The organism is Blastomonas natatoria (assembly GCF_003201955.1).
Classification (GTDB): domain Bacteria; phylum Pseudomonadota; class Alphaproteobacteria; order Sphingomonadales; family Sphingomonadaceae; genus Blastomonas; species Blastomonas natatoria.
In genome coordinates, this window is record NZ_QJJM01000001.1 from 427,530 (window position 1) to 451,767 (window position 24,238).

The following is a 24,238-nucleotide window of genomic DNA, read 5'->3' on the forward strand; positions in this document are numbered from 1 at the left end:
ATGGCGCAGAAGGTGCTGCTGGTTCGGCATAGCCAGGTTGCGCGTGCCTGGCAGGGACGCTGCTATGGGCGGAGCGACATGGGGCTCAGCCGGGAGGGAAGCGCGCACGTTCGCGCCCTTGCGCCGGAGCTGTCCCGATGGCGGCCCGATCTGGTGGTGCATTCCGGCCTTCGCCGCGCGCGTATCCTGGCTGATGCTGTCGCCGCGCATGCCAGGGTCGCTTCAAGCCCCGATTCCGCCTGGAGGGAGCGCGATTTTGGCAGCTGGGAGGGTCGGACCTGGGCCGCGATCTATCGCGAAACAGGCGACGCGATGGACGGCATGATCAATGATCCCGCACGCTTTCGTCCCGGTGGCGGCGAAACCACGATGGAACTGGCCGCGAGATCGCTGGCTGCCTGGCGCTCCCTGCCGGCGCAGCGGGTGCTGGTCGTTACCCATGGCGGGCCTATCGCTGCGATTGCCGGCAGCTTGAATGCGGCAAGCGTTGGCGAATGGCCGATGCTGGTTCCCGCTCCAGGCGGTGCGATCGAAATTGCGCGCTTGTGCGGCACTGAACCGGTGGCCACACCTTGAACAGGGCCCGGGAATCGAGCGCCCGACGAGAGCCTGGGCAGTTCCTTGCATCCGAAAAGACCCACCGCAATCCGCGCCGATAGGGATGGTCGGATCGAGCGCATCAGCCAGACACAGGGGCCGATGGTATGTCTCGGGACGACGATCACGTTGTGCGGCGCATGATTGGAATGAGCGCCGGACAGCGCGGCTTGCTCTCTTTCTAACCCATGTGCGTGAACCAATTCGTCTGATCGCGCGTAATGCGCCGGGGGACGTTCAAGCCAGGCGCCCTGAAGTTCAGGATGGTTGATGTTTTTGCGCCTCAGTTCGGTTTGCTGCGTTGTTCTCCCAGCCTTGTGTGCCAGCCCTTCGGCCTTTGCTCTGCAATCGCCGGGACAGGGGGTTTCCGCACAGCCCGGCGCTGTACCCGCCGAGCGTCCGATCATTGACGATGAAGAGTTCGACGCCACCATCCCGGCGATCGATCCTGACGCACCGATGGGCTCGATCGAAGACTGGGACGCCCTGCAGGCCGAGCTGGAGGCACAGGCGGCTGGCCCGGCAGGACCCGATGCCATGCTGCCGCCGCTACCCGACGATCCTGATATCGCCGCGCCGCTCGAGCCGCTGGACAGTTTCGACGTCGAGCCATTTGACGACAGCCGCTACACCGAATCGGACGATGCCGTCACGCAGGCCGTTCGCTACAGCTATCGGATCGAAGGGCTGGATACGCTCAACGCTGCGAGCGAAACCGAGCCGGGGCCGGACGGTGCGCGGTCGATCCGCGCCCGGTTTGAAGAGCTTTCCGCGCTCGACGACGGCGATGGCAAGGCGAGCAACGGTGCGATGGTTTCGGCGCGGATGCTCGAGGATCAGCAGCTGCTGGCCGATCTGCTGATCGGCGAATGCTTTTTCGATGCCACGGTCAATGGCGCAATCGAGTTTCCCGAAGGCGGGACGGGGCCATTGGTGGTCGTGCTGACTGCCTCGCCCGGACCCTGCTATCGCTTGGCGTCGATCACGTTCAACGCCCCGCCGGTAGAGCCTGCAGACCTTATCGCGCGCAATTTTGTGCCCAGGCCTGGCCAGCCGCTCGACGCAGAACGGGTGCTGGCGGCGGAAGCGAACATCGCCGTTGCGCTTCCCGAGCGCGGCTATCCGTTCGTTCAGGTCGGCCAGCGGGACGTGCTGCTCGATCCCGAGACCGAGAGCGCCGATTACACGCTGCCCGTCGCGCCCGGACCGCGCAGCAGCTTCGGCGATATCCTCACGCGCGGGTCGACCGTGTTCGAGTCCGACCACATCACCAAATTGGCCCGGTTCAGGAAGGGCGACCTCTATGACAGCCGCCTTGTCGACGATCTGCGCAAGGCACTCGTCGCAACCGGGCTCTACTCGACCGTGGCGGTGCAACCGCAGCCGACCGGCGTCGAGGCGCCCGGTGGCACGCAATATGCCGATCTCGCGGTCGATCAGGAAGCGGGACCCGCGCGCACCCTTGCAGCCAATGCAGGCTATGGCACCGGACAGGGAATCCGCGCGCAGGGCAGCTGGACGCACCGTAACCTGTTCCCGCCCGAAGGTGCGCTGATCGTCAGCGCGACCGCCGGTACGCAGGAGCAGGGGGCATCCGCGACTTTCCGCAGATCCAATGCTGGACGGCGCGACCGTGCAGTGGAACTGAGCCTTTCCGCGCTGCGCAGCGATTTTGCGGCCTATGAGGCCTTTACCGGAAGGCTGGCCGGGCGCGTGTCCTATTACAGCACGCCGATCTGGCAAAAGCGTATCACCTACAGCTATGGCTTCGAACTGCTTGGAACGAACGAGCAGGACTACAATTTCGCACTGGGGCAGCGGGACCGGCGAACCTATTATGTCGCGGCACTGCCGGGACAGATCACCTGGGATCGCTCGAACGACCTGCTCGATCCTACGAGCGGCTTTCGCCTGTCCGCCCAGCTGTCGCCGGAAGCATCGCTCGGCAGCGGTACGCAATTCTATGGTCGTGGCCTGTTCGAGGCGACCGGCTATTATCCGGTCGGCGATAGCATCGTGCTGGCCGGGCGGGCGCGGGTGGGATCGATCTATGGCGCGGATCGCCCAGACATTGCCCCCTCGCGCCGCTTCTATGCCGGCGGCGGCGGTTCGGTTCGCGGTTTCGGCTATCAGGAGCTCGGGCCGAAGGATCCCGATAACCGCCCCATCGGCGGTCGCAGTCTGGTCGAAGCGGCAGCAGAGGTCCGCTATCGTTTCGGAAATTACGGCATCGTCGGATTTGTCGATGCCGGGCAGGTTTCAACGCGGTCGACCCCCGGCTTTGACGACCTGCGCTATGGCGTCGGCATAGGCGGGCGCTTCTATACCAATTTCGGTCCGATGCGATTGGATGTCGCAACGCCGATCAACCGGCGGCCGGGAGAATCCAAAGTTGCGATCTACATCTCGATCGGACAGGCCTTCTGATGACCGATCCCGTGGAAAATGCATCCGATGAGACGCAGCAGGCAGTTCCTGTGGCGCAGGCGCGCACATCCTGGCCGCGCCGGATCGCCATCGGACTGGCGGTGCTGCTGGGATCGATCATCGCGATTCTGGCCGTCGCCTATGTCTGGCTGGACAGCAGCAGTGGCAGACGCTTCGTCGCCAGGCAGATTGCCGGCATGGAATTCGAGAACGGCTTGAGCATCGGCATCGGCGCGATCGAAGGTTCGCTTTATGGCCGGATGGCGATCCGCGACCTTATCTTGCGCGATCCCCAGGGTGTTTTCGCATCCTCACCACTGGTCGAACTGGACTGGCGACCGTTCGCCTTTGCCCGCAGCCATGTCGATATCCGGTCGCTGGTCGTGCCGCAGATGCGTCTGCGCCGCCTGCCTGCCTTCAACGAGACTCCGCCGACCGACGAGCCGCTATTGCCGGATCTCGACATCGACATTGCCGACATTCAGCTGCGCCGGATCGACATCGACGCTGCGGTCTCCGGCCAGAAGCATCGCGCCTCGCTGGCGGGCAAGGTTCACATCGCCGACCGGACAGCTGTCGTCAGCGCACGCGCGTCAACGGTCGCTGGCAGGGATTTTGCTGGCGGCGAGACGATGGTCATCGATCTGCGCGCAGTGCCGGAAACCAACGTGCTCGATCTGGCCTTCAGGCTGGATGCGCCGGCCGACGGGCTGGTTGCAGGTCTGACCGGAGTGGCCCAGCCGATGCGGGTCAGTGTCAGCGGCAAGGGCGATTGGGATGCGTGGAATGGCGCGCTCAAGGGCACGCTGGGCGAGCAGTCGCTGGCGAATATTGCACTGACCGCGCGCAACGGCACGTTTGCCGTGCGCGGAAACATGAGCCCGTCGCTGTTGCTAGCAGTGCAGCCCGGCACGCTGCTGGCGCCCCAAACGACGGTCAACATCATCACGACGGTGAATGAACGCAGGTTCGATGTCGACGCTCGGGTTGGCAACGCGAACTTCGCTGTCGACGCCAAAGGGCTGGTCGATCTCGGCACAAGCCGGATGCGCGATCTGGCGATCGCTTTCCGCCTGTTGCGCCCCGGGACGATCGCCGAGAATCTGAACGGCGCAGGGATTGCCGCCAAGCTTACCATGAACGGTGCGTTCTCGGCGCCGACAATAGCCTATGAGCTCGACGCAGCACGGCTGGGATTCAGCGATACCGCCATCATCGGATTGCGTGCCAGCGGATCCGCACGGCTGGACAAGGATGCCTGGGTCATCCCGGTCCGAGCCCGGGCAAGCCGTATCGCGGGGCTCAATGCCGCTGCGGGCGGCCTGCTGGAGAATGTGCGGCTAGAGGGCGATCTTGCCTATTCCAATGCGCGGCTGATGTCTGACAACATGCGCCTTCGGTCCAGTCGGATCGACGCCACTGCGGTCCTTCTGGCCGATCTTGGCACGGGGCTGTATACCGGCGCGCTCAATGGCCGCGTCAATGGCTATCGCGTCGAAAGCGTCGGCATTTTCAACGTCGCAACCGATATCGACCTGCAGACGACCGGCAATGGCGGTTTCCGTCTGGCAGGGAGCATCCGTGCACGTTCCAGCCAGATTCTGAGCGATGGCCTGCGCGAGTTTCTGGGCGGCAATTCGCTGATCAATGCCAATGTCAGCTATGGCAGCGATGGAATAGGGCGCGTCGATCGGCTGACGGTGGCTGCACCATCATTCCGCCTGACACAGGGTAGCGGATCTTACGGCACGGACGGTCGAATCCGGTTCGATGCCAGGGGAAGTTCTAACCAATATGGTCTAGTTTCAGTCGCGGTGACCGGCACCATCACGCGCCCGGTCGCAACTGTCAGGGCAGCGCGGCCCGGATTGGGTGTCGGAATGGCCAATGTCGTCGCAACACTGCGCGGCGAAGGCGACAGCTATGCTGTCACCGGCTCCGGCGATACCGATTACGGCCCGTTTGCTGCCGATGTGAACGTTCTCATGGGCAGCGGCCCGCTGGAGGTCATGGTCAATCGCGGCACCCGTTTTGCCGAGATCGGCATCACAGGACGGTTGCAGCAGACCGCGCGCGGACCATTTGCGGGTCAACTGGTGGCCGACGGCGCCGGGATTGCGGGCAATGTCAGCCTGTCTGCCGCCGGCGCCTATCAGCGCGCGATCGTGGCGCTGAATGCAAGGGACGCGAAATTGCCCGGCCCCGCAGCTCTTGTCATCGGCCGCGCCATCGTTGCCGCTGACGTGACCCTGGCTGAACGGCCGCAGATTGTCGCCGATGTGCAGATCGGCTCGGCCCGGATGAACCAGCTTCAGATCGCAGCGGCTAGGGCCAAGGTGGATTACCGCAATGGTCGGGGCAGCGCCCGGGTGATGGCAGAGGGGCGCAACGGCTTTCCTTTCCGCATCGCGGCCAATGCGGCGCTTCAGCCTGACCTGTGGCGCGTCGCGCTGGACGGGCGCGCCAACGGCATCGACTTCAAGACGAGAGCGCCAGCGCGAATCATTCCGCAGAATGCGCAGTATCGCCTGATGCCGACCACCATCGATCTGTCGCGCGGCACGATCCAGCTGGCCGGCAGCTATGGTGTCGGAATGAATGTCGAGGCCCGTCTGAGCGATGTCGATCTGGCACTGATCAATCCGATCATGCCTGGGCTGGGCCTGGGAGGGCGTGCATCGGGCAGCCTCGATTTCGCACAGGCCAGCCCCGCCAGCTTCCCTTCTGCCGACGCACGGTTGAGCATCGACAATTTTACCCGAACCAGCCTCGCATCGGTATCGCAGCCTGTGGACATGAATGTCGTCGGCCGTCTGGAATCCGAAGGCGGATCGGCGAACGCCATCATCCGGCGTCGCGGTGCGGTCATCGGCCGGATGCAGGTCCGTCTGAACCCGCTGCCTCCCGGCGCTGGCAGCTGGACGACGCGCTTGCTTGCTGCACCGCTCGGCGGAGGTCTGCGCTATAATGGTCCCGCCGACACGCTCTTCTCGCTTGCTGCCTTGCCGGACCAGAGCCTGACCGGCGCTATCGGGGTGGCAGCAGATTTCACCGGGCGCGTACAGCAGCCGCAATTGCGCGGCATCATCCGGGCGAACAATCTGAGCTACCGAAATGAACAATATGGGACGCGGCTGACCAATATGCGGGTACGCGGCAGCTTTACCGGTGATCGGCTTCAGGTCGAGGAACTCACCGCCCGGGCCGGCAACGGTACCATCAAGGGCGAGGGCTTTGTCTCGCTGAGCTCTGCCCAGGGTTTTCCGATCCAGCTTGCGCTCGATCTCGACAATGCGCGTCTGGCGCAGGGCAACGACCTGGCAGCGACCGCAACCGGCCAGTTGCGCATCATCAGCAGCGCGACCCAGCCTGCGACAATCTCTGGAACGATCGCCTTGCCCGAAACCCGCTATCGCATCGTGCGCCAAGGCTCCGCTCAGGTCGCCAAGCTGACCGGTGTGCGCCGCAAGCCGGCACTCGGCCGAGCCAGGATCACGGGAGATCCCGAGCCGATTTCGGGCGTCCCCAGCAACTGGCGCCTCGATGTGAAGGTGGTGGCGGACAACCAGATCTACGTTTCGGGCATGGGGCTCGATTCCGAATGGTCGGCAGATATCCGTGTCACCGGAACCACAGGCAATCCGCGCGTCACCGGCGGCATCAACCTGGTGCGGGGAACGCTGGGCTTTGCCGGTCGCTCGTTTGATCTGGAAGAAGGGCGTCTGCGCTTCAACGGTGGCAGTGCGACCAACCCCGAAATCAACCTTCGCGCGAGTGGCGAGGCGGGGGATGTCCTCGTCAATATTGCCGTATCGGGCACCGGCGAGAACCCGGACATTGCCTTCTCTTCGACACCCTCACTGCCTCAGGACGAGGTGATGGCGCGGATCCTGTTCGGCAATTCCATCGGCGAACTGACGCCGATCCAGGCAGTGCAGCTGGCTGCGTCACTGAACAGCCTGCGCGGAGGCAGCGGCGGCCTCAACCCGTTGGGTGTGCTGCAATCGGCTTCCGGCGTGGATCGGCTGCGCATCCTGGGCGCTGACGAGGATACGGGACGCGGTACGTCGCTTGCCGTGGGTCAGTATATCTCCAACGATGTCTATGTCGAAATCATCACCGACACCCGCGGCTTCACCGCAACCCAGATCGAGATCAGCCTGAGCAAGGCGCTCTCCGTTCTGAGCCAGGTGGGCAGTTTCGGCGGATCAAACGTCAACGTGCAATACCGAAAGGATTACTGATGCGCGTCTGCCCTGCATTTGCCGTTCTTGCGGCGCTGGCGCTGCTCCCCGCCTGCCAGTCAGAGCCGGGCTTTGATGAGAAGTTCGAACAGCAATCGCGCGAGCTTTCAGCCAGGGCGCAGAAGATCGAAACGGAAACCAGAGCTCAGCTGGATGCGGCGCGAGAGGCCGAGCAGGCTGCAGCCGAGTTCCGCCGCCCATCGCATCCTGAAGCTGCACCTCAGGCGGCCGAGAGATGATGACGCCGACAGTCCCATCTCCCCTCCAGCATCCAGACGATGCGGATATCGATGCGCTGGCAAGCAAGGTTCCGGGAGCGATGGCGCTCTCTCCGCTGGACATGCCCCGGAGCGCGTGGTGGGCCATTTTCAAGCGCGTTTACATCATGAACGAGGTCCACAACCTTGCACTGCTGGCGGCTGGCGTGGCATTTTTTGCCTTTCTGGCCTTCGTCCCGCTGATCGCGGTGGTGGTGCTGCTCTATGGCCTGATTGCCGATCCCGCCAGCGTAGCCAGCAGCCTTGACCTGCTGGTCGATGTCGTGCCGCCCGAAGTGCTTGTCATCCTGCGCGAGCAGCTGCTGCAGATCGTGACCACCAGTGGTGCGCAGCAGGGGTTGGGGCTGGTTCTCGCGCTGCTTTTCTCGACCTATGGCGCCATGCGGGCGGCAAGCGCGATCATGCGGGCGCTGAACATCATCTACGAAGAGCACGAGACCCGCAGTTTCTTGCGCACGACATGGGTCGCGGTTCTGATCACGCTGGGCATGGCAGGGGTGGCGGTCGTCGGACTTATCGCGATTTCGCTGTTCGGCTATGTCCGCAATTTCCTCTCACCCCTTCTGGGAATCGGCGCGCTGCTGCTGATCCAGACCATGACCTGGGCGCTGGCGGCACTGCTCGTCAGCGCGACCTTCGCAATCTTCTTCCGCTACGCGCCCGACCGGCGGGCCGCCAAATGGCGCTGGCTGTCGCTGGGTTCGATCGCATCCACCATCCTGTGGCTGGCGATCACGCTGGGCTTCGGCTTCTATGCGGCCAATCTCAGCGACTATAACGCGACGTACGGTTCGCTGGCGACCATCGTCATCTTCCTGATGTGGCTGTTCCTGTCTGCCTATGCGGTGCTGATCGGTGCGGAGATCAATGCCGAAACCGAGCGACAGACCTTTCGCGATTCCACCATCGGCGCCGATCGCCCATTGGGCCAGCGAGGTGCCGTGCTGGCAGATTCCGTCGTGCTCGATGATGCCGAGCGAGCCATTCTGGAAAAACAGAAGCGCCGCGAGGCAAGCCGATCGCCGAAATGAGATGGCAAGCTCCGAGGCGTCTGCCGGCAACCTATTCGGCTGGGTGACGCGCCGGCGTGTCGATCACGAGAACCAGTCTGCGCTCGCCAGTATCTTCGATGGGCGGCGAGCGATGCAGGCAGGCGCTGTGCCCCGGTCCGAATTCGCGTCCCTTGAACAAGGCGACGGCGCCTGCCGGGATTCGTTGCAGCGGGCCATCGGGATCGTCACCCAGCGTATAGTCGGTTCCGGGCCCGGCAAGGGTGCAGATCAACCTCAGATCGGTATAGTCGGCGTGCACCTTCCGGCAGGCGTTGCCCGTGACGCCTTCGAGACGCACGCGAACCGTGCCGCAGTGCATCAGCGCCGCAAACCGACCTGCCAGCTCGGCGATGGCATTGGCCAGGCTGGCGGGGAGGGGAGGCAGGCCTGCGACGACAGCGTCCGGTGACCCTGATGTCCGATAGCCGAAAGGGGCGATATCGAGCAGTTGCCCGATATCGCCCCGCGGCAGCAGCACCGCATCTTCTTCAACCACGATCCGGGTTCGGGGATCGCGGATCGCCTCCCAGCGCGAATGGGCCTTTGCGCGCGGTTCGAGAAGGGTCTGTACTGCCATGATCACGCACTCTCCAGGATGCGGGCATTTTCACCCCATTGCGGAAACGGATCGGCCAGTTGCCGCCAGGCCTGCGGGGTGTAACCATCGGCTTCAACCAGGCAGCGATCGAGCTCGGCCCGCAGTCGCGCCTCGTCCATGCCGATGCCGATGAAAACGAGCTCCTGCCGTCGGTCACCCCAGGTCAGATCCCAGTTGTGGGCGACGAAGTCCTCGAACTGATTGTCATTCGGCCACTGGTTCTTGGGGACGGAGGCCCACCAGCGCCCCATGCGCGCAGTCATCGTCTGCGATCCGGCCACAGCCAGTTCGCCGACCCACGCCGGACGCGTCGCCAGCCAGAAGAAGCCCTTTGCGCGGACGACGCCCTCCAGGCCATTGCCTGTCAGAAAGTCGTAAAAGGCCTGAGGGGTGAAGGGGCGGCGGGCCCGGTACACGAAGCTCTCGATGCCATATTCCTCGCTTTCGGGGCGATGGCTGGCATAGCCGTAGAGTTCCTTCGCCCAGAGCGGATGTTCGGCTGCCCGGTCATCATCGAACAGGCCGGTGCCGAGGATCTGGTCGAGCGCGACCTGCGACCGATCCGCCGGGATGATCCGTGCATCGGCGTTGAGCGACGCGCACAATTTGGTCACGAGTGCCAGGTGGTCCGGACTGACATCACCGGCCTTGTTGATGATGATGACATCGGCAAATTCGATCTGCTCGACCAGCAGGCCGACCAGACTGCGCGTGTCATCGTCGCCCAGCGATTCGCCGCGATCGGCAAGGAACTCGTGGCTGGCATAGTCCTTGAGCAGATTGACGGCGTCGACCAGGGTTACCATCGTGTCGAGCGTGGCCACATCACCCAGACAGGCTCCCGCTTCGTCCCGGAAGCTGAAGGTTGCCGCGACCGGGAGAGGCTCGGAAATTCCGGTGCTTTCAATCACCAGATAGTCGAAGCGTCCGGCTTCGGCGAGGGCGCGCACCTCCTTCAGCAGATCGTCGCGCAACGTGCAGCAGATGCAGCCATTGGTCATTTCCACCAGTTCTTCGTTGGCACGGGCAAGCGCTGCCTCGCCGCCGAGCACCAGCGCAGCATCGATGTTCACTTCCGACATGTCGTTGACGATGACGGCCACGCGCAGGCGCTCGACATTGGCGAGGATATGGTTGAGCAGCGTGGTCTTGCCGGCGCCCAGAAAGCCCGACAGAACCGTGACGGGCAGTTTATGCGGCTGGGCAGTTGCAGAAGTCGGCATGAAGTGCATCTCCTGGACTTGATATGTAATGTTATATCATTATAGTTTGAGGGCGAACTGCACAAGTGGAGAAATGTGCCAATGCCCGATGACAGTCGAGACGCTGAGGACAGCGCCGGGAAGACAACCGATATTGCCGAAGGCCTCGCCATCGCAGCGTCGCTGCTGTGCCTTGCGCACTGTCTGATCCTGCCGGTGCTGCTCGCCTCGTCCCCGGCGGTCAGCCGCGCTCTGGATCTGCCGTTCGATCTGCATCTGTGGATCGTCCTGATCGCCGGTCCGGTCAGCCTGTGGCTGCTGGTTTCAGCCGCGCGGCAGCAGCGGATCTTCGTGATGGCCGCTGGACTGGCCGGTTTGGGCATGCTGGTGCTGGCCCTTGTTCTGCCGGTGACCGAGACGGGCGAGATTGCGATCAGCAGCATGGGCAGCGTGTCGCTGGCTTTTGCGCACGTGAGCAACTGGCTCACCCGGCACCCGAGGGCTTATCTTGACGCCTAGACAGCTTCGCAACGGGATGCCGCATCTGCGAACAAAGGCTTTGCCAATCGGCAGGGTTATGTTGTAACGTTGCTCTGTCAGCGGGAAAGGGTTCGTTCATGCGCAATAAGGCAACTGCGATCATCGGTCTGATGGGCTTTGTGGCGACGAGTCAGGCGGCTAGTGCGTGCGATCTGGAAGGCTTTGGCTACACCCGGATCAATCCCTTTGCTCATCACGCTGCCTGGAACGTACCCAGCGACAAACCGACGCAGCAGAATGACTCCTCAGATCAGCGCGCAGCAGCGAATACCGCCGATACGCGATCTGCCTCGTCCACTCAGGCGCAGGCCAGTGCTACCGATGCGCGGGCAGACATCGCACGCGCAACGTTCACACCGGTATCTGCGGAATCGGCTGCCAATCAGTCGCAGCGCTTTACGGCCACAAAGGATTGATCGCCGCGCTGCCGTCATGAGCCTGATGATCCGCAATCTCGCCTTCCGCTATGGAGGGCGCGACATCCTCGATGATTTCAGTTTCGATATGGCAGCGGGCGAACAGAGCCTGCTGATCGGTGCATCGGGTAGCGGAAAGTCGACCCTGGTCAATCTGATCTGCGGGCTTCTGACCCCCGAGGCAGGTACTATCGCGATCGGCGGCGAACCGATGACCGGTATCAGCGCCAGCCAGCGAGACGACCTGCGCCGTCGCCGCATCGGACTGGTCTTCCAGACGCTCAAGCTTGTCTCTGCGCTCGATCTGACGGCAAATCTCAAGCTGGCTCAGCGGCTGAGTGGGCATGGCACCGAAGCCGAGCGGATACCGATGCTGATAGAGCGTCTGGGTCTGGGCCATCGGGCTCATGCACGCCCGCGCGAACTCAGCCAGGGTGAGGCGCAGCGTGCCGCCATCGCCCGTGCGCTGATCGGGCGGCCCGATCTGATCATCGCCGATGAACCGACCTCCGCGCTCGACCATGACAACATGCACAAGGTCGCCTCTCTGCTGCGCGAATGCGCGGGCGAGGCAGGCGCGAGCCTGCTGATCGTGACTCACGATGAACGGCTGCGCGATCACGTCACTTCGGTCCGCGAAATCGGGCCGGTATCGACGAGAATTGCTGCATGATCGGTCTTGCGCTTGCCTATATGCGCGATCGGCCCCTGATGGTCGCGCTCAATGCTCTGCTGCTGGCGATTGCGGTGGCGACCCTGGTCCTTCTGCTGCAATTTGCCCAGCAGGCGGGCGAGCGGTTCGAACGAGACGCGCGCGGCATTGATCTGGTGGTCGGTGCCAAGGGGTCGCCTCTGCAACTGGTCCTGTCGAGCGTCTATCACATCGACGTCCCGACCGGGAATATCCCCCTGGGTGAACTCGATCGCCTGCGGAGTGATCCCGGCGTCGCACGTGTGGTCCCATTGGCTCTTGGCGATAATTTCGAGGGCTTTCGCATCGTCGGTAGCGATGATCAGCTGCTCGGCTTCTACAATGCGAAAGTGGCGCAAGGGCGTACCTTTTCGCGGCCGCTGGAAGTGGTGCTCGGCGCCGAGGTCGCACGGCGTACCGGCGCGGGGCTCGGACAGCAATTCATCGGGAGTCATGGGCTTGAGACTGCCGAAGAGGATGGGCAGGGGCATGATCATGCACCGTTCACGACGGTCGGTATCCTTGCCCCCAGCGGCACGGTACTGGACCGGCTGATCCTGACTTCGGTGGAATCGGTGTGGGATGTCCATGGCATAGAGCATGAGCATCACGAGAGTGTAGCACAGCACGGCGACGGCGACGAAGCCGGGCATGAACATGAACACGACCACGATGAGGCCGATCACGACGCACATGAGGGCGAAGCTGCGATTGCGGGCATGGACCCGGAAATCACCGCACTGCTTGTCCGCTATCGCAATGCCTCTGCAGCCCTGCGGTTGCCGACGCAGATCAATCGCCAGAGCGCTTTGCAGGCTGCGGCTCCTGCTGCCGAGTCCGCACGGCTGCTTGGTCTGTTCGGATCGGTTCTCGAAGGCGCGCGTCTTTTCGGCTGGCTGCTCGCCTTCTCGGCCGGGCTCAGCCTGTTTGTAGCCTTGTGGAGCGCGACACGGGCCCGCGAGGGGGATCTGGCGTTGCTGCGCGTCATGGGTGCGAGCCCCGGCACGGTGTTCGGGACGATCCTTGCCGAGGGCGTTCTGATTGCCGCGATCGGCGCGCTGGGAGGAATTGCGGCAGCGCATGGATTGATCGGACTGGCCACGCCTGCCTTCCCGACGCTCGACGAGCTCGGCTTTTCGGCACTGCGGTTTCTGCCCGGCGAGGGTGTCATCCTGCTCGCTGCGCTGTTGATCGGCCTGGTCGCCGCACTGATTCCGGCCGTTCGCATCTTCAGGGTCGATCTGGCCGCCACTCTTGCCCGGTACAGTTGAGGAAAATCCCATGCGTCTGTCCCTTCTTGCCCTTGTCACGCTCAGCCTCGTTGCCTTGCCGCAGACCGCAGGTCACGCTGCCATGCAGCAGGGAAAGAAGGCGCCCGTCGAAGATGTGTGGAAGCCCGCCGCCACCCCCAAGGGCGGCGTATCCTGGGCGGTGCTGGAAGCCACCAAGGAGCAGACGCGCACCGGCAAGGATGGCTATCTCTATTCCAAGCCCCTGTTCACCCCGGCAGTCAAGGCGCTGGCAGGCAAGCGGATCAAGGTTGCGGGATGGATGAAGCCGCTGGAAACCGGCGGCCGCCAGAAGCATTTCGTGCTGCTGGCCTATCCTCCGGGTTGTCCCTTCCACTTCCACGCGGTGCCGAACCAGTTCATCGAAATCTATGCCGACATCCCGTTCCCGACCAACGAGACCAAGATGATCGTGGTGAGCGGCGTGCTGGAACTGACCGGTCAGGACGAAAGCGGCATCTTCTATCGCATGAAGGCTTCAAGCCCGGCGTGATGCAGGGCCTGGTGCACAGACCCTCGAACCTCAGAAGGGGATGAAATCCGGGGACGGTAGCCGCAGGACTAGTCGAACCGCAGACCAACACGCCAGAGCCGGCCCGGCGAGGGCAGGCCGGCTTGCGGGAAGATCTGGGCATCGGTGACATTGTCCACCGCAAATGTCAGCAGCAGCTGATGCGATCCCAGCCGCGCGAACGGAATGGCCGCGCGCAACGCCAGTTCCGCCGCTGCAGGCAGGGTGACGCGGCCACCGCCAGCATCGAAGTCGATCGCCTTGCCGACGGCACGCAGCTCGGCGCGCAGGTCGAAACGCTCGGCCACGTTCCAGTCGATCACCGCCAGTCCCTCGAACGACGGGCGCTGCGGCAGCCGGCGCACGGGGGCACTTCCGGCGTTCGCACGTGCGCGCAGCAGCGTGCCCGACAGCTCGAACCTGAGGTTGGCCGCAAGATCGTGGGCAATCCGCGCGTCGATCCCGTAGCTGGTCGCACCGGCAAGGTTGAAGCGCTGACGACGGCCATCGGCGAGAACGCGCTGTGCCAGCGTGTCGTGCGAGCGGATCAGGAAGGGGTTGACGCTCACCGCCAGGCCATAGCGGCCCCATTGCAGTTCGGCATCGACGAGCCAGGCCTGTTCCGGCCTGAGATCGGGATTGAGCGCAAACCGTCCGAGTGCCTCGCCGAACAGCTCCCGGGCCGTCGGAAAGCGGGTCCTTCGCCCGCCGCTGACCGTCAGCATCGCGCCATCGCCCAGATCGAAACGCAGCGCGCCCGATGCCGCGCCAGCCTGGAGCGAGGGTTGCCTGGGCTTGTCGCCGGTCAGCGGATTTTCCACCGCGTCATACGCAGCGCCAAGGGTAGCCCGGATACCGGGAGCGATCCTGGCATCGGCTTCCACCCCCGCGCTGTAAAGCGCCTGACGGTAGGTCAGGCGGGGACCAGCGCGAGCCGAGGGAAAATCTGTTTCGACCTGGCGGTGCGTGCTCGATTGCGCCGACGCGGCCCAGCGCAGATGCACCGGGCCCAGATCATGCGTCAGGGTGAGCCTCGCGCCTGTCGTGCTGTCGTCATCAACCTGCGTGCGGCGCAGCGTCGTGTAGCTGAGGTCGCGATACTGTTCGATCGTCTGGCCGAAATCCTGATGCCAGGCCACGGCCTTGATCTCAGAACGGCTGCCAAGCGCGACGGCCAGATTCAGCGTAGCCTGGGTAAGGGCAATTTCAGGGTACCGCCAATAGCGCACGCCCGCATCGGACGGTCTATCGGACTCGGGCGCGATTCCCCGCTGGCTGTCGACCCGCAACACGGATGCACGAACGCGCACATCGCCAATGCTCGTCCCGAGCGCGGCAAACAGGCTGGAAGCATCCAGATCGGTATTGGTGCGCCGGGCGTTGGAAATCTGATTGAAGGGAAGGGCGCCTGCGAGCGGTTCGGCATCGCGGGTAATGCCTCCTCCTGCCAGTGTCAGATCGATCGGACCGAGTTTCTCAGCCAGCACGGCCGATCCGCTGCCCGAGCCGCGGCTGCCGGCTTCGAGATGCGCGAAGCTGCCCTGGCTGCTCTGCCGAGTCTGGAAATCGACTACCCCGGCCACTGTGTTGGCACCATATTCGATCGGCGCAGCGCCCTTGACGACACGCAGATCGCCGATCAGGCCTGCAGGCAGCAGTCCCAGGTCGATCCGGCCGTCCCAGGGAACGGCCAGCGGCGCCCCGTCGAGAAACACCTGTGTCTGGCGTTCCTCGGCCCCTCTGATGCGCGCTACCGTCTCTCCCCGCGAATTGGCGCGCACCGTGACGCCCGCGATGCCCCGCAGCACATCGGCCAGGCTGCGCGGCTGACGGTCGACCAGTTCGTCGATCGTGACGATGGTCTGCGGCGGCAGCACCCGAACGGGCGCTGCCGGAGCGGTCACCGTAATCGGCGGCAAGCTGGGTTGCGCGCCGGCCGCGCCGATCGCAAGCGCAGCATGGCCTGCAACCGCACAGGCGCCCAGTATTCTCCGGCTCACTCGGTCGCTTGAGCAGCCACCGGCACGGCTAGCGGCCTGCGGACGATCTCTGCCATTCCCCTTGCGGCCAGACGCGCATTGACATCCGGCAGACCGGTCTCGATCACCTGGTCGAGCGAAGCCAGCTGCTTGCCGAGCTCGGCAGACAGTGTCGCAAACACCGCCACTGTCTGATCGGTCGGCCGGGCCTCGGCGCTTTCCGCCACGTTGATCAGCCCGGCCAGCTTGTCATTGAGCATGATCGGATAGTTGAGCGGATCCTGCCGCGAGCGGTTGCGCACCTGGTAAATCTGCCCCTCGATGGCGCTCAGCTTCATGTCCAGCGCGGTAAGCGCAGTGCGCAGAGCAGGATCGGCTTTGGCATCGGTTGCGGCTGCGGCTGTCTGTTCCTTGATGCCACGGATCAGCAGCACCGCTTCATTCGCTTCGCTTACCCGCTTGCTGACCCGGTTGGCAAAGTCGAAGCGTGCAGCCAGATCGGCCTCGGTAACTCCCGTCAGGCGGGGGTCGGAGCGGATTTCAAAGGGCTGGGTGAAGGTCTTGCCATCCACCGTCAGCCTGGCCTGATAGCGACCGGGAATGGCCGTGATGCCGCCATTGCGACTGGTCCACAGGATCATTCCGGGAAAGTCGGTGAACCCGGGGTGACGCATCTTCCACACGAAGCGGTTTAGGCCGGGCTTCATGGTGGTGGTCGGCGCCGGCTTGGGCTTGAACGGATCGTCGTTCTCGCTGTCCTTCTTCTTGTCGTCCTTCTTGGGATCGACCGGATTGCCGGCGAAGCTCTGGATCAGCGCACCGTCCGGACCAAGAATGTCGAGCGCGAGCTGCTTCGGCCGGACCGGCAGGAAATAATCGATCGCCACGCCTTCATCGACCTCGCGCACGGCGGGTGCGGGAGCAAACAGCCGCTCGGTACGCGGCGCTCCGCTTTCGAGCTGGCGCAGCACGCCGATATTGTCGAGCACCCAGAACGAGCGGCCATGGGTTGCGATGACAAGATCGTTGGCGGTCACTGCCAGGTCGGACACCTGCACCGCAGGAAGGTTGCGCTGCAGCTTGCGCCAGTCCTTGCCCGCGTTGAATGACACCCATACGCCGCGCTCGGTCCCGAGATAGAGCAGCCCGGGGCGCACCGTGTCCTCGCGGATGCTGCGCGCCATCTCGTCGGCAGGCAGGCCCGACGTGATCGAGGTCCAGGTCTTGCCGTAATCGGTGGTCTTCAGCACATAGGGTTTGAAGTCGTTCAGCAGGAAGCGATGGCCGGTCATATAGGCCGTGCCATCGGCATGCGGCGAATCCTCGACCGTCGTGATCTTCAGGTAGCGCGGCAGGCCCTTGGGCGTGACGTTGCTCCACTGGCCGCCGCCATCGCGGGTCACATGGACGAGACCATCGTCCGACCCGGCCCAGATCAGCCCGCGCTCGCGCCGCGAGGGGGCGAGGGCGAATACGGTGGCATAGGTTTCCACACCGGTCTGGTCACGCGTGATCGGGCCACCCGACGGACCCAGGGTCTTCGGATCGGCGAGCGTCAGATCGGGGCTGATCTTCTCCCAGCTCTGGCCCTCGTTCCGGCTGCGCCAGACATGCTGCGAGGTGACGTACAGGCTCTTGGGATCGTGCGGATCGAACACGATCGGGAACGTCCACTGGAACCGCTCGGCAATCTCGCCCGCAGAATAGCCCATGGGGTTGTCCGGCAGCACGTTGATCGCGCGCGACTGACCGGTCGTGCGGTCGTAGCGGTCGAGCGTGCCGCCATAGCTTCCCGCATAGAAGATTTCCGGATTGAGCGGGTCATTAGTGACATAGCCGCTTTCGCCGCCGCCTGCGGCAAAGCCATATTGGCCGCCGCCAAGCACATTGACATGCTTCCAGTCGCGCGAGGGGACACAGATGGTCGAATTGTCCTGCTGCCCGCCGCATACGAAATAGGGGAAGTGGTTGCTCACCGACACACGGTACATCTGCGCGGTCGGGTAGTTCTGCCGCGTCCAGCTCTCGCCGCCATTGACGCTGACATTCGCGCCGCCGTCATTGGCCTGGATCATCCGCTGGTTGTTGGCCGGATCGATCCACAGGTCGTGGTTGTCGCCATGCGGCACTTTGATCTTGGTGAGTGTCTTGCCGCCGTCGTCCGAGCGGAAGAAATCGACGTTGAGGATATAGACCCGGTCCTTCTCGACCGGATCGGCAAGCAGGCGCGAGTAGTAGAAGGCGCGCTGGCGAAGATCACGGCTGTCGTTGGAGCGCCTCCAGCTGGCACCGGCATCGTCCGATACGAACAGTCCGCCTTCCTCGGCGTGTTCGACGATAGCATAGACGCGGTTCGCGTCGACCGGCGACACGCTCACCCCGATCTTGCCGATCAGCCCCGTTTGCGGCAGCCCGGGCGCGCGGGTCAGTTCCTTCCAGGTTTCCCCGCCATCGGTGCTGTGGAACAGGCCGCTGCCCGGTCCGCCAGAGCTCATGCCCCAGGGCTTGCGCCAGGCTTCCCACAAGGCGGCGTACATGTTGCGCGGGTTTTTCGGATCGATCGAGATATCGACCGCGCCGGTCCGGGTATCGCGGTAGAGCACCTTGCGCCAGCTCTTGCCACCATCGGTCGTCTTGAACACGCCGCGCTCGGCATTGGCTTCGCCATAATGGCCGAAGCCCGCGACAAAGGCGGTGTCGCAATTGCCCGGATCGATCCGGACACGCGCGAAATTCTGAACGTCCGCAAGCCCCGTCTTGGTCCAGGTCTTGCCGGCGTCCGTCGATTTCCACACACCGTTGCCCGGCAGGATGTTGCCGCGAAGCTGGGTTTCGCCGGTGGTGAGATAGAGGATATCGGGATTGGCTTCACACACCGCGACGCCGCCCACCGATGCCGTATCGAGCTGTCCGTCGGTGACCGGCTTCCAGGTCTGGCTGGCATCCGTGGTCTTCCACAATCCGCCGCCCACAGCGGTGAAATAATATTCGTTGGGGCGGCTGGCGCTGCCGGTGGCGGAGATGGAGCGCCCGCCGCGATCGGGGCCGATATTGCGCCAGGTCAGCGAGGTGAAATAGGCCTGCTCGTCGTCCGGCAGCGGCGCGTCAGCAGCCTCCTTGGCCTTGTCGAGCTCGTTTGCATCCTGCGCCATGGCGCCGCTGACCGGAACCCAGCAACATGCCAGCCCAATGAGCTTCATTCCCAGCTTCATGTGATTCTTCCCCTTGGCACCCCGGTATTTCGTCGCCCGGACCTGGCGGCGACCGTTATTTTCTATGGGAAGAACCATCGAGCCAATCGTCTGGAAAATCAAGCTGGATCATGACGTTGGTGCGCCAGGGCCATGCCAGCTGCTTCCGGGTGCAAGGCCATCAGGTTGATTGGGTTCAACTGGCTATCAAGCTGCGCAGAGCGTCATCTCGCGGACCGGCACGGCCTCAGCCACTCAAGTTCAGTCACGAATGTGGGAGCGCGGGGGGTGATCCGCGCTCCCGGTCAATGGCACTGGTACGGGTCGCGGAAGACCAGCACCATCAACAGCTCTTGTGATCGGCTTGCAAGAGAGCACCACGCAGGCCGTGCCCCCTGGCGCGAGCGCGCGGCATCCGTAGAGTGCACGCGGCCGAGCGGATCAGGGTTTCCTTGTGGAGCACCACAGGCGATAGACTTCATGATAGCCCGATGCGCAGCTTTCGCCCTCCTTCTTGGCATAGATCTTCGGCGCCAGCGTGCCCATCGGCTCGCAACGGTCGGTGTCGCCATCGGGTGTCCGCCAGCCGGAAGGGCAGGCGACTGCGCGGCTCGGCTTTTCTACGATGTTGCGGTTCTGGCCCTGCGCAAAGGCTGGCATGCTCAACGTGCTGATGGCCAGGCCCGCGATCAGCGCCATGTTGAAGAGTGCCATCGCGCCACCGATCAGGAGCCTGGTGCGGATATGCTGGGAGACCATGCGGGTTTTCCTTTGTCTGCCGAACGACTGCAGCAGGATTAGCGCCTTTGCATGTCCCACCCCATCCCGCGATTGCGGGATCGCGCCGCCGTAGCGGCCGCGCTAGGCTGATGGGTGGACAGCATGGTCCAAGCCTCGTTAGGCCTTGTGTCGGCGCGCATGCTGTGAAGAAGAGAAGCCATCCATGCGCGCGGATGCAAACCCGACGGATGGCAGAGGCTGGCCAGGGGGGATGGCGGATATGGATGACAGTCGCGAAACCGTACCAGGAAATCCCGCACCTGGCGCCGAGACGGGCGAACCCAGCCGCATCTTCATTGTCGAGGATGATTCGATCCTGCGCGCCAGTCTGATCGACCGGATCAGGCGTGAGCCGGACATGCGGGTGGTGGGCGAGGCCGACTGCCTGTCTGCAGCCAAAGCCGCGTTGCGCGGAGCAGCAGCCGGAGTCGATATCGTTCTGATCGATCTCGGGCTGCCGGATGGCTCAGGGCTCGAGCTGATCGATGCGATCCAGAAGAGCAAGGCGCCCGTCAAGATGCTGGTCTTCACCGTATTCGGCGATCGCAAGACGGTCAGTGACGCTCTGGCGGTGGGAGCGGACGGGTTCATCCTCAAGGACAGCGGCCCGGCAGAGCTGGCCACTGCCATACGCGCCGCCCGCGATGGTGGGGTGCCGATCAGCCCCAAGGCCGCGGCGCAGCTTTTGCGCGCCTTTCGCGAAGGTTCGTCCAACACGGGCGAGAGACCGCCCGCCGCTTCTGAAGAAACCCCTCAGGATTATGGCCTGACTGCCCGCGAGCGTGAAACGCTGGAAACCCTGGCGCGCGGTTTCAGTCAGCGCGAAGCAGCCGACATTCTGGGCGTGTCGCCGCATACCATCGTCTCGCATGTGAAGGCGATCTATCAGAAAATGGCCGTCAATTCTCGATCCGAGGCCGTGTTCGAGGCTATCCACAGCGGCCTCATCAAGGTGGAGGGCCGATGAATCCGGCGGCCTCGCCCGTGATTGCATTCCGGCATGCACAGACCATCCGCATGATCATCTGGATCATCGCGGTCCAGGCCGCGTTCTGGAGTCTGGCGCTGCTGGTTCGTCCGCCGGTGATCGACCCCGTCTTCAAGCAAAACAGGCTGGCGGACGTCGCATTGCAGGGCCCGGACGGTCAGATGCGCGAACCGGGCGGACGGCCCAATTACTATCTGGGAGAGGGACGCGAGGCCCGCTTCGTCGCCACGGTAAGGCTCGACAGCCCCGACCAGGGGCTGGTGGTATTTGCGCCGCGCTACAACCGTTGGGCCAGGCTTTCGGTCAACGGACAGGTCATCCCCTTGTCCGATGCCCCGGCCTGGCGTGGTGGCCGACTGGGCGGAAAATGGGTTGTCCCGCCAGGTTTCCTGCGGGCGGGCCGGAACGTCCTGACACTCGACATTGGGCGCGAGTGCTGCCGAGCCTATCTCGCAGCGCTGATTGCTGCACCGCCCGGCCCCATTGACCGTGCGATCCGGCAGTGGCGGCTGCAATCGGCTCTGCCACCTATCGGGCTGATGGTCCTGGGCCTGTTCGGGGCGGTGTCCTGCCTGATGGCGGCTGGCCGTTCTCCCTATCGTCAGCTCGGTCATGCTGCTGCGCTGGCCTTTATCGGCATGGCGCTGGGCGGCGTCTGGCAGATCGATGTTCTCACCCCCTCCAGCGAGCCGCTTTATGGTGCAGCGGGGCAATTGACCCTGCTCGCGACCTTCTCGGGGCTGGTGGCGCTGGCCGATCGCTGGTTTCCTGGAGGCCCCCGGTTCGACCGATATCTGACCGTGCTGGCGCCTGCATTTTTCGTCGTGATTGCAGCCACGGCCTTCACCACCGACGGCATGCCGACCCTTTTGCGCAATCTGGTCGATACAACCATCGTGGTGCTGGCCAATATTGCCATAATTGCATGCGTCCGCCGAGGTCTCCAGCAGGACCGGCAGGCCTGGATCCCGGATGCTGCCGTGGTCCTGCTGGTTCCATCGATCAGCCTGGCGGACCTGATCGACAGCATCCAGGTCGACCCGCTGGCGCTCAGTATTGCGCCCCTGGGCGTGCTCGCGCTGGCGATCCTGCTGATGCTCGGCATCGTTAGACGGGCGCGGATGCTGTCGCGGCGGCTTGAGGATGCCAATATCCTGCTCGATGCGCGGATTGCCGAAAAGCAGGCAGAACTAGAGGCAACCGCAGAGCTTCTGCGTCAGCGCGAGGCAGAAGCGGCCGTGCAGGGCGAACGCAGCCGGATCATGCGCGACATGCACGATGGCATGGGCGGACAGCTGCTGTCCGTGCTGATGCTCTCGCGTGACGAGAACAGCCCTCGGCACATGATAACGCGTACGGTAGAGCAGGCGATCGACGATCTGCGGCTGCTGATAGACAGTCTGGATTCGGTGGGCGACACGATGGACATCGCTCTCGGCCAGTTTCGCGAGCGTGCGGAGACGAAATTGCGGGCGGCAGGCATGAAGCTTGTCTGGTCCAATGCGCTTGACGGGCATTCGATCATGCTGGCGCCCGGCGCCATCCTGGCAGTCTATCGCATCATGCAGGAAGCGATAAACAACGCGGTGCGTCATTCGGGCGGGCAGGTGGTCAGCCTTGCAATCAGTCGGTACGGATCGAACGGGATAGAGATCGCCATTGCCGACGATGGCCGACCGGGGGCTGGCTTGTGGAAACGGGGGCGCGGTCTGTCCAACATGGAAATGCGCGCGCAGACTATCGGTGGATCGCTGGCGATTGAAACCGGGGCGCACGGCACACGGGTTGTGTTGCGCATCCCTGCGCATTGAGATCGCGTTTTGCACAGCAAGTGCCGGAAGCGGCCGGAGCAAAGCATGCGATCAAGCGCGCGCATGCGAGGGCTGCAACGGTTGCCACCCGCTGGGGGCCAGTGACGCTGCAGGTGGGCGCAGCATTTTTGCCCCCTAATTTTATGGGGGGAGCATGAAATTTAAACGAGTGATTAGGCATTTTGTCATATTTCCCGAAGCTCTCCAAACCTGCGACTAGGAGACCTTCGATGATTCAGTACTTTACCGCGAATGCACCCATTCGCCGGAAGTTCGACTTGTTGATTTTGCTGCTTGGCTCTCTGGCCAGTATCCCCTTGGTGGTGACATTTTCCGGGTTCGGCGGCCTTCTGGCGATCGAACTGGCAGAGGCTGTCGCCGTGGCCGCACTCATCGGCGTGATGCTGATCGCCAAGAAACTCATCTGTGACCCCTATGTCACGACCGTCGTTCGGATGGAGGGGCTTGCTTCGGGTGATGTTGCCCCGCCCATCCCTTATGTGCATTTCGAGGATTGTGTCGGGCGCATGAGCCGCGCGATGCTGATCTTCCGCGACAACGCCAAGGCCCGCGAGGACGCGGATGCGGCGCTGCAGGATGTAATCGGCGAGGTCACGACCGCCCTGGGTCATTTGCGCGACGGCGATCTTGGTTATTCGATCAGCATCAGGGCCGCGCTGGGCGAGCAGGCCAATGCGATCAGTAAGGCGTTCAACGATGCGACGGCGGCGCTATCGGCCATCATGTCCAAGGTCGCGGATACTGCAGGCAATGTCCTCAATGGTGCGACCGAGATTCGATCGGCCTCGGACGATCTTGCTGCCCGCACCGAGCAGCAGGCCGCCAATCTTCGCGACAGCGCACTCGCCATGGCAGAGGTCACGCAGATGGTGCAGCAGACCGCAACAAATGCGGGCGAAGTCGGTACACAGGTTGCCGAGGCCCATTCGGCTGCGACCGATGGCGGCAAGGTCGTGCATCGCGCCGTGGCCGCCATGCAGGCCATCCAGAAATCGGCGAGCGAGATCACCAATATCATCGACGTCATTGATGGCATCGCCTTCCAGACCAACCTGCTTGCACTCAATGCGGGGGTTGAGGCGGCGCGCGCGGGCGATGCGGGCAAGGGGTTTGCCGTCGTTGCCAACGAGGTGCGCGCTCTGGCCCAGCGCTCGGCCGAAGCGGCCAAGGATATAAAGGAGCTCATTTCCGCCTCCACGGCCAGTGTGTCGGATGGCGTGGCGCTGGTTGACGAGACAGGCTCAGTGCTGTTGCAGATCGGCGACCGGGTGGCTGCGGTCAATTCCCGCATCGCTGAAATCTCGGCCTCCGTGCAGGTTCAGGCGAGCCGGCTGCAGCAGGTCAATCTGGCTGTCGGAGAGATGGACAAGATGACCCAGCAGAATGCCGCGATGGTCGAACAGTCCACGGCTGCGTCGCGCAGCCTCGCAGAAGAGGCCAATGACCTGGCCAAGGCAGTGCAGCGGTTCAGTGGAGGCCCGGCTCCGGCGAGGCCCATGGGCAGCACGCCGCTGCGTCGCACCAAGCCGCGTCCGGTCTCGCAGACGACAGGCAATCTCGCCCTGCAGGTCGTTCACGATGATGCAGACTGGTCCGAATTCTGACCGTCACCGAGAAGGTCGG

At 63.7% G+C, this 24,238-nt stretch carries 18 protein-coding genes; 13 read left to right on the forward strand and 5 right to left on the reverse strand.

Going from position 1 to position 24,238, the window contains the following annotated elements:
• From C7451_RS02215 to C7451_RS02235, 5 genes are all read left to right on the forward strand, one after another.
• Positions 1-576, forward strand: a complete 576-nt coding sequence (locus tag C7451_RS02215; protein WP_110297316.1) for a histidine phosphatase family protein — start codon at positions 1-3, stop codon at positions 574-576.
• A gap of 291 nt (positions 577-867) precedes the next feature.
• On the forward strand, positions 868-3,024 hold the full coding sequence (locus C7451_RS02220) for an autotransporter assembly complex protein TamA (RefSeq protein ID WP_110297317.1): 2,157 nt from the start codon (positions 868-870) through the stop codon (positions 3,022-3,024).
• On the forward strand, positions 3,024-7,268 hold the full coding sequence (locus C7451_RS02225; RefSeq protein WP_110297318.1) for a translocation/assembly module TamB domain-containing protein: 4,245 nt from the start codon (positions 3,024-3,026) through the stop codon (positions 7,266-7,268). The genes C7451_RS02220 and C7451_RS02225 overlap by 1 nt, the downstream gene beginning before the upstream one ends.
• Complete coding sequence (locus C7451_RS02230; RefSeq protein WP_110297319.1) at positions 7,268-7,507, forward strand: hypothetical protein; 240 nt, start codon at positions 7,268-7,270, stop codon at positions 7,505-7,507. Before C7451_RS02225 ends, C7451_RS02230 begins: the two co-directional genes overlap by 1 nt.
• Positions 7,504-8,577, forward strand: a complete 1,074-nt coding sequence (locus tag C7451_RS02235) for a YihY/virulence factor BrkB family protein (protein ID WP_110297320.1) — start codon at positions 7,504-7,506, stop codon at positions 8,575-8,577. Before C7451_RS02230 ends, C7451_RS02235 begins: the two co-directional genes overlap by 4 nt.
• A 31-nt stretch (positions 8,578-8,608) precedes the next feature.
• Here the strand turns inward: C7451_RS02235 and C7451_RS02240 are convergent, their stop codons facing one another.
• Both C7451_RS02240 and C7451_RS02245 read right to left on the reverse strand, forming a co-directional pair.
• The gene (locus C7451_RS02240; protein ID WP_110297321.1) at positions 8,609-9,175 is read right to left on the reverse strand and encodes a DUF1826 domain-containing protein; all 567 of its coding nucleotides are present in this window, start codon (positions 9,173-9,175) and stop codon (positions 8,609-8,611) included.
• A 2-nt stretch (positions 9,176-9,177) separates the two neighbouring features.
• Positions 9,178-10,419 carry a GTP-binding protein gene (locus C7451_RS02245; protein ID WP_110297437.1) on the reverse strand — a complete coding sequence of 414 codons (1,242 nt, stop codon included), beginning with the start codon at positions 10,417-10,419 and terminating at the stop codon, positions 9,178-9,180.
• A gap of 81 nt (positions 10,420-10,500) precedes the next feature.
• On the opposite strand from C7451_RS02245, the gene C7451_RS02250 reads away from it, so the two are divergent.
• The 5 genes from C7451_RS02250 to C7451_RS02270 all read left to right on the forward strand — a co-directional run bounded on the left by C7451_RS02250 (position 10,501) and on the right by C7451_RS02270 (position 13,827).
• Complete coding sequence (locus tag C7451_RS02250; protein WP_110297322.1) at positions 10,501-10,917, forward strand: MerC domain-containing protein; 417 nt, start codon at positions 10,501-10,503, stop codon at positions 10,915-10,917.
• Between the two features lie 98 nt (positions 10,918-11,015).
• Positions 11,016-11,354, forward strand: coding sequence for a hypothetical protein (locus tag C7451_RS02255; RefSeq protein WP_110297323.1), 339 nt, complete (start codon positions 11,016-11,018; stop codon positions 11,352-11,354).
• Between the two features lie 16 nt (positions 11,355-11,370).
• A complete protein-coding gene (locus tag C7451_RS02260; RefSeq protein ID WP_110297324.1) occupies positions 11,371-12,027 on the forward strand; it encodes an ABC transporter ATP-binding protein in 657 nt (218 codons plus the stop codon).
• Positions 12,024-13,316 (forward strand): ABC transporter permease, encoded by a 1,293-nt coding sequence (locus tag C7451_RS02265; RefSeq protein ID WP_110297325.1) that lies wholly within the window; start codon positions 12,024-12,026, stop codon positions 13,314-13,316. The genes C7451_RS02260 and C7451_RS02265 overlap by 4 nt, the downstream gene beginning before the upstream one ends.
• 10 nt (positions 13,317-13,326) lie before the next feature.
• Complete coding sequence (locus tag C7451_RS02270; RefSeq protein WP_110297326.1) at positions 13,327-13,827, forward strand: DUF3299 domain-containing protein; 501 nt, start codon at positions 13,327-13,329, stop codon at positions 13,825-13,827.
• Positions 13,828-13,895: 68 nt separating this feature from the next.
• Here C7451_RS02270 and C7451_RS02275 read toward each other — a convergent pair whose 3' ends face one another.
• The 3 genes from C7451_RS02275 to C7451_RS02285 all read right to left on the reverse strand — a co-directional run bounded on the left by C7451_RS02275 (position 13,896) and on the right by C7451_RS02285 (position 19,774).
• Complete coding sequence (locus C7451_RS02275) at positions 13,896-15,845, reverse strand: TonB-dependent receptor plug domain-containing protein (protein ID WP_110297327.1); 1,950 nt, start codon at positions 15,843-15,845, stop codon at positions 13,896-13,898.
• Positions 15,842-19,036: a WD40/YVTN/BNR-like repeat-containing protein gene (locus tag C7451_RS02280; RefSeq protein WP_244181492.1), complete on the reverse strand. Its 3,195-nt coding sequence runs from the start codon at positions 19,034-19,036 to the stop codon at positions 15,842-15,844. Before C7451_RS02280 ends, C7451_RS02275 begins: the two co-directional genes overlap by 4 nt.
• A 420-nt stretch (positions 19,037-19,456) precedes the next feature.
• Complete coding sequence (locus C7451_RS02285; RefSeq protein WP_110297328.1) at positions 19,457-19,774, reverse strand: hypothetical protein; 318 nt, start codon at positions 19,772-19,774, stop codon at positions 19,457-19,459.
• 241 nt (positions 19,775-20,015) lie between these two features.
• Here C7451_RS02285 and C7451_RS02290 point away from each other — a divergent pair, with 241 nt between their 5' ends.
• From C7451_RS02290 to C7451_RS02300, 3 genes are all read left to right on the forward strand, one after another.
• On the forward strand, positions 20,016-20,762 hold the full coding sequence (locus C7451_RS02290) for a response regulator (RefSeq protein ID WP_167398397.1): 747 nt from the start codon (positions 20,016-20,018) through the stop codon (positions 20,760-20,762).
• Positions 20,759-22,594 (forward strand): sensor histidine kinase, encoded by a 1,836-nt coding sequence (locus tag C7451_RS02295; RefSeq protein ID WP_110297330.1) that lies wholly within the window; start codon positions 20,759-20,761, stop codon positions 22,592-22,594. The genes C7451_RS02290 and C7451_RS02295 overlap by 4 nt, the downstream gene beginning before the upstream one ends.
• A 230-nt stretch (positions 22,595-22,824) precedes the next feature.
• Positions 22,825-24,219 (forward strand): methyl-accepting chemotaxis protein, encoded by a 1,395-nt coding sequence (locus C7451_RS02300; protein WP_110297331.1) that lies wholly within the window; start codon positions 22,825-22,827, stop codon positions 24,217-24,219.
• Positions 24,220-24,238: the final 19 nt, after the last annotated feature.

Bases quoted from the DNA above. Each gene is read 5' to 3' on its own strand.
- C7451_RS02215 (WP_110297316.1), top strand. From the start codon at position 1: ATGGCGCAGAAGGTGCTGCTGGTTCGGCATAGCCAGGTTGCGCGTGCC.
- C7451_RS02220 (WP_110297317.1), top strand. From the start codon at position 868: ATGTTTTTGCGCCTCAGTTCGGTTTGCTGCGTTGTTCTCCCAGCCTTG.
- C7451_RS02225 (WP_110297318.1), top strand. From the start codon at position 3,024: ATGACCGATCCCGTGGAAAATGCATCCGATGAGACGCAGCAGGCAGTT.
- C7451_RS02230 (WP_110297319.1), top strand. From the start codon at position 7,268: ATGCGCGTCTGCCCTGCATTTGCCGTTCTTGCGGCGCTGGCGCTGCTC.
- C7451_RS02235 (WP_110297320.1), top strand. From the start codon at position 7,504: ATGATGACGCCGACAGTCCCATCTCCCCTCCAGCATCCAGACGATGCG.
- C7451_RS02240 (WP_110297321.1), bottom strand. From the start codon at position 9,175: ATGGCAGTACAGACCCTTCTCGAACCGCGCGCAAAGGCCCATTCGCGC.
- C7451_RS02245 (WP_110297437.1), bottom strand. From the start codon at position 10,419: ATGCCGACTTCTGCAACTGCCCAGCCGCATAAACTGCCCGTCACGGTT.
- C7451_RS02250 (WP_110297322.1), top strand. From the start codon at position 10,501: ATGCCCGATGACAGTCGAGACGCTGAGGACAGCGCCGGGAAGACAACC.
- C7451_RS02255 (WP_110297323.1), top strand. From the start codon at position 11,016: ATGCGCAATAAGGCAACTGCGATCATCGGTCTGATGGGCTTTGTGGCG.
- C7451_RS02260 (WP_110297324.1), top strand. From the start codon at position 11,371: ATGAGCCTGATGATCCGCAATCTCGCCTTCCGCTATGGAGGGCGCGAC.
- C7451_RS02265 (WP_110297325.1), top strand. From the start codon at position 12,024: ATGATCGGTCTTGCGCTTGCCTATATGCGCGATCGGCCCCTGATGGTC.
- C7451_RS02270 (WP_110297326.1), top strand. From the start codon at position 13,327: ATGCGTCTGTCCCTTCTTGCCCTTGTCACGCTCAGCCTCGTTGCCTTG.
- C7451_RS02280 (WP_244181492.1), bottom strand. From the start codon at position 19,036: ATGAAGCTGGGAATGAAGCTCATTGGGCTGGCATGTTGCTGGGTTCCG.
- C7451_RS02285 (WP_110297328.1), bottom strand. From the start codon at position 19,774: ATGGTCTCCCAGCATATCCGCACCAGGCTCCTGATCGGTGGCGCGATG.
- C7451_RS02290 (WP_167398397.1), top strand. From the start codon at position 20,016: ATGGATGACAGTCGCGAAACCGTACCAGGAAATCCCGCACCTGGCGCC.
- C7451_RS02295 (WP_110297330.1), top strand. From the start codon at position 20,759: ATGAATCCGGCGGCCTCGCCCGTGATTGCATTCCGGCATGCACAGACC.
- C7451_RS02300 (WP_110297331.1), top strand. From the start codon at position 22,825: ATGATTCAGTACTTTACCGCGAATGCACCCATTCGCCGGAAGTTCGAC.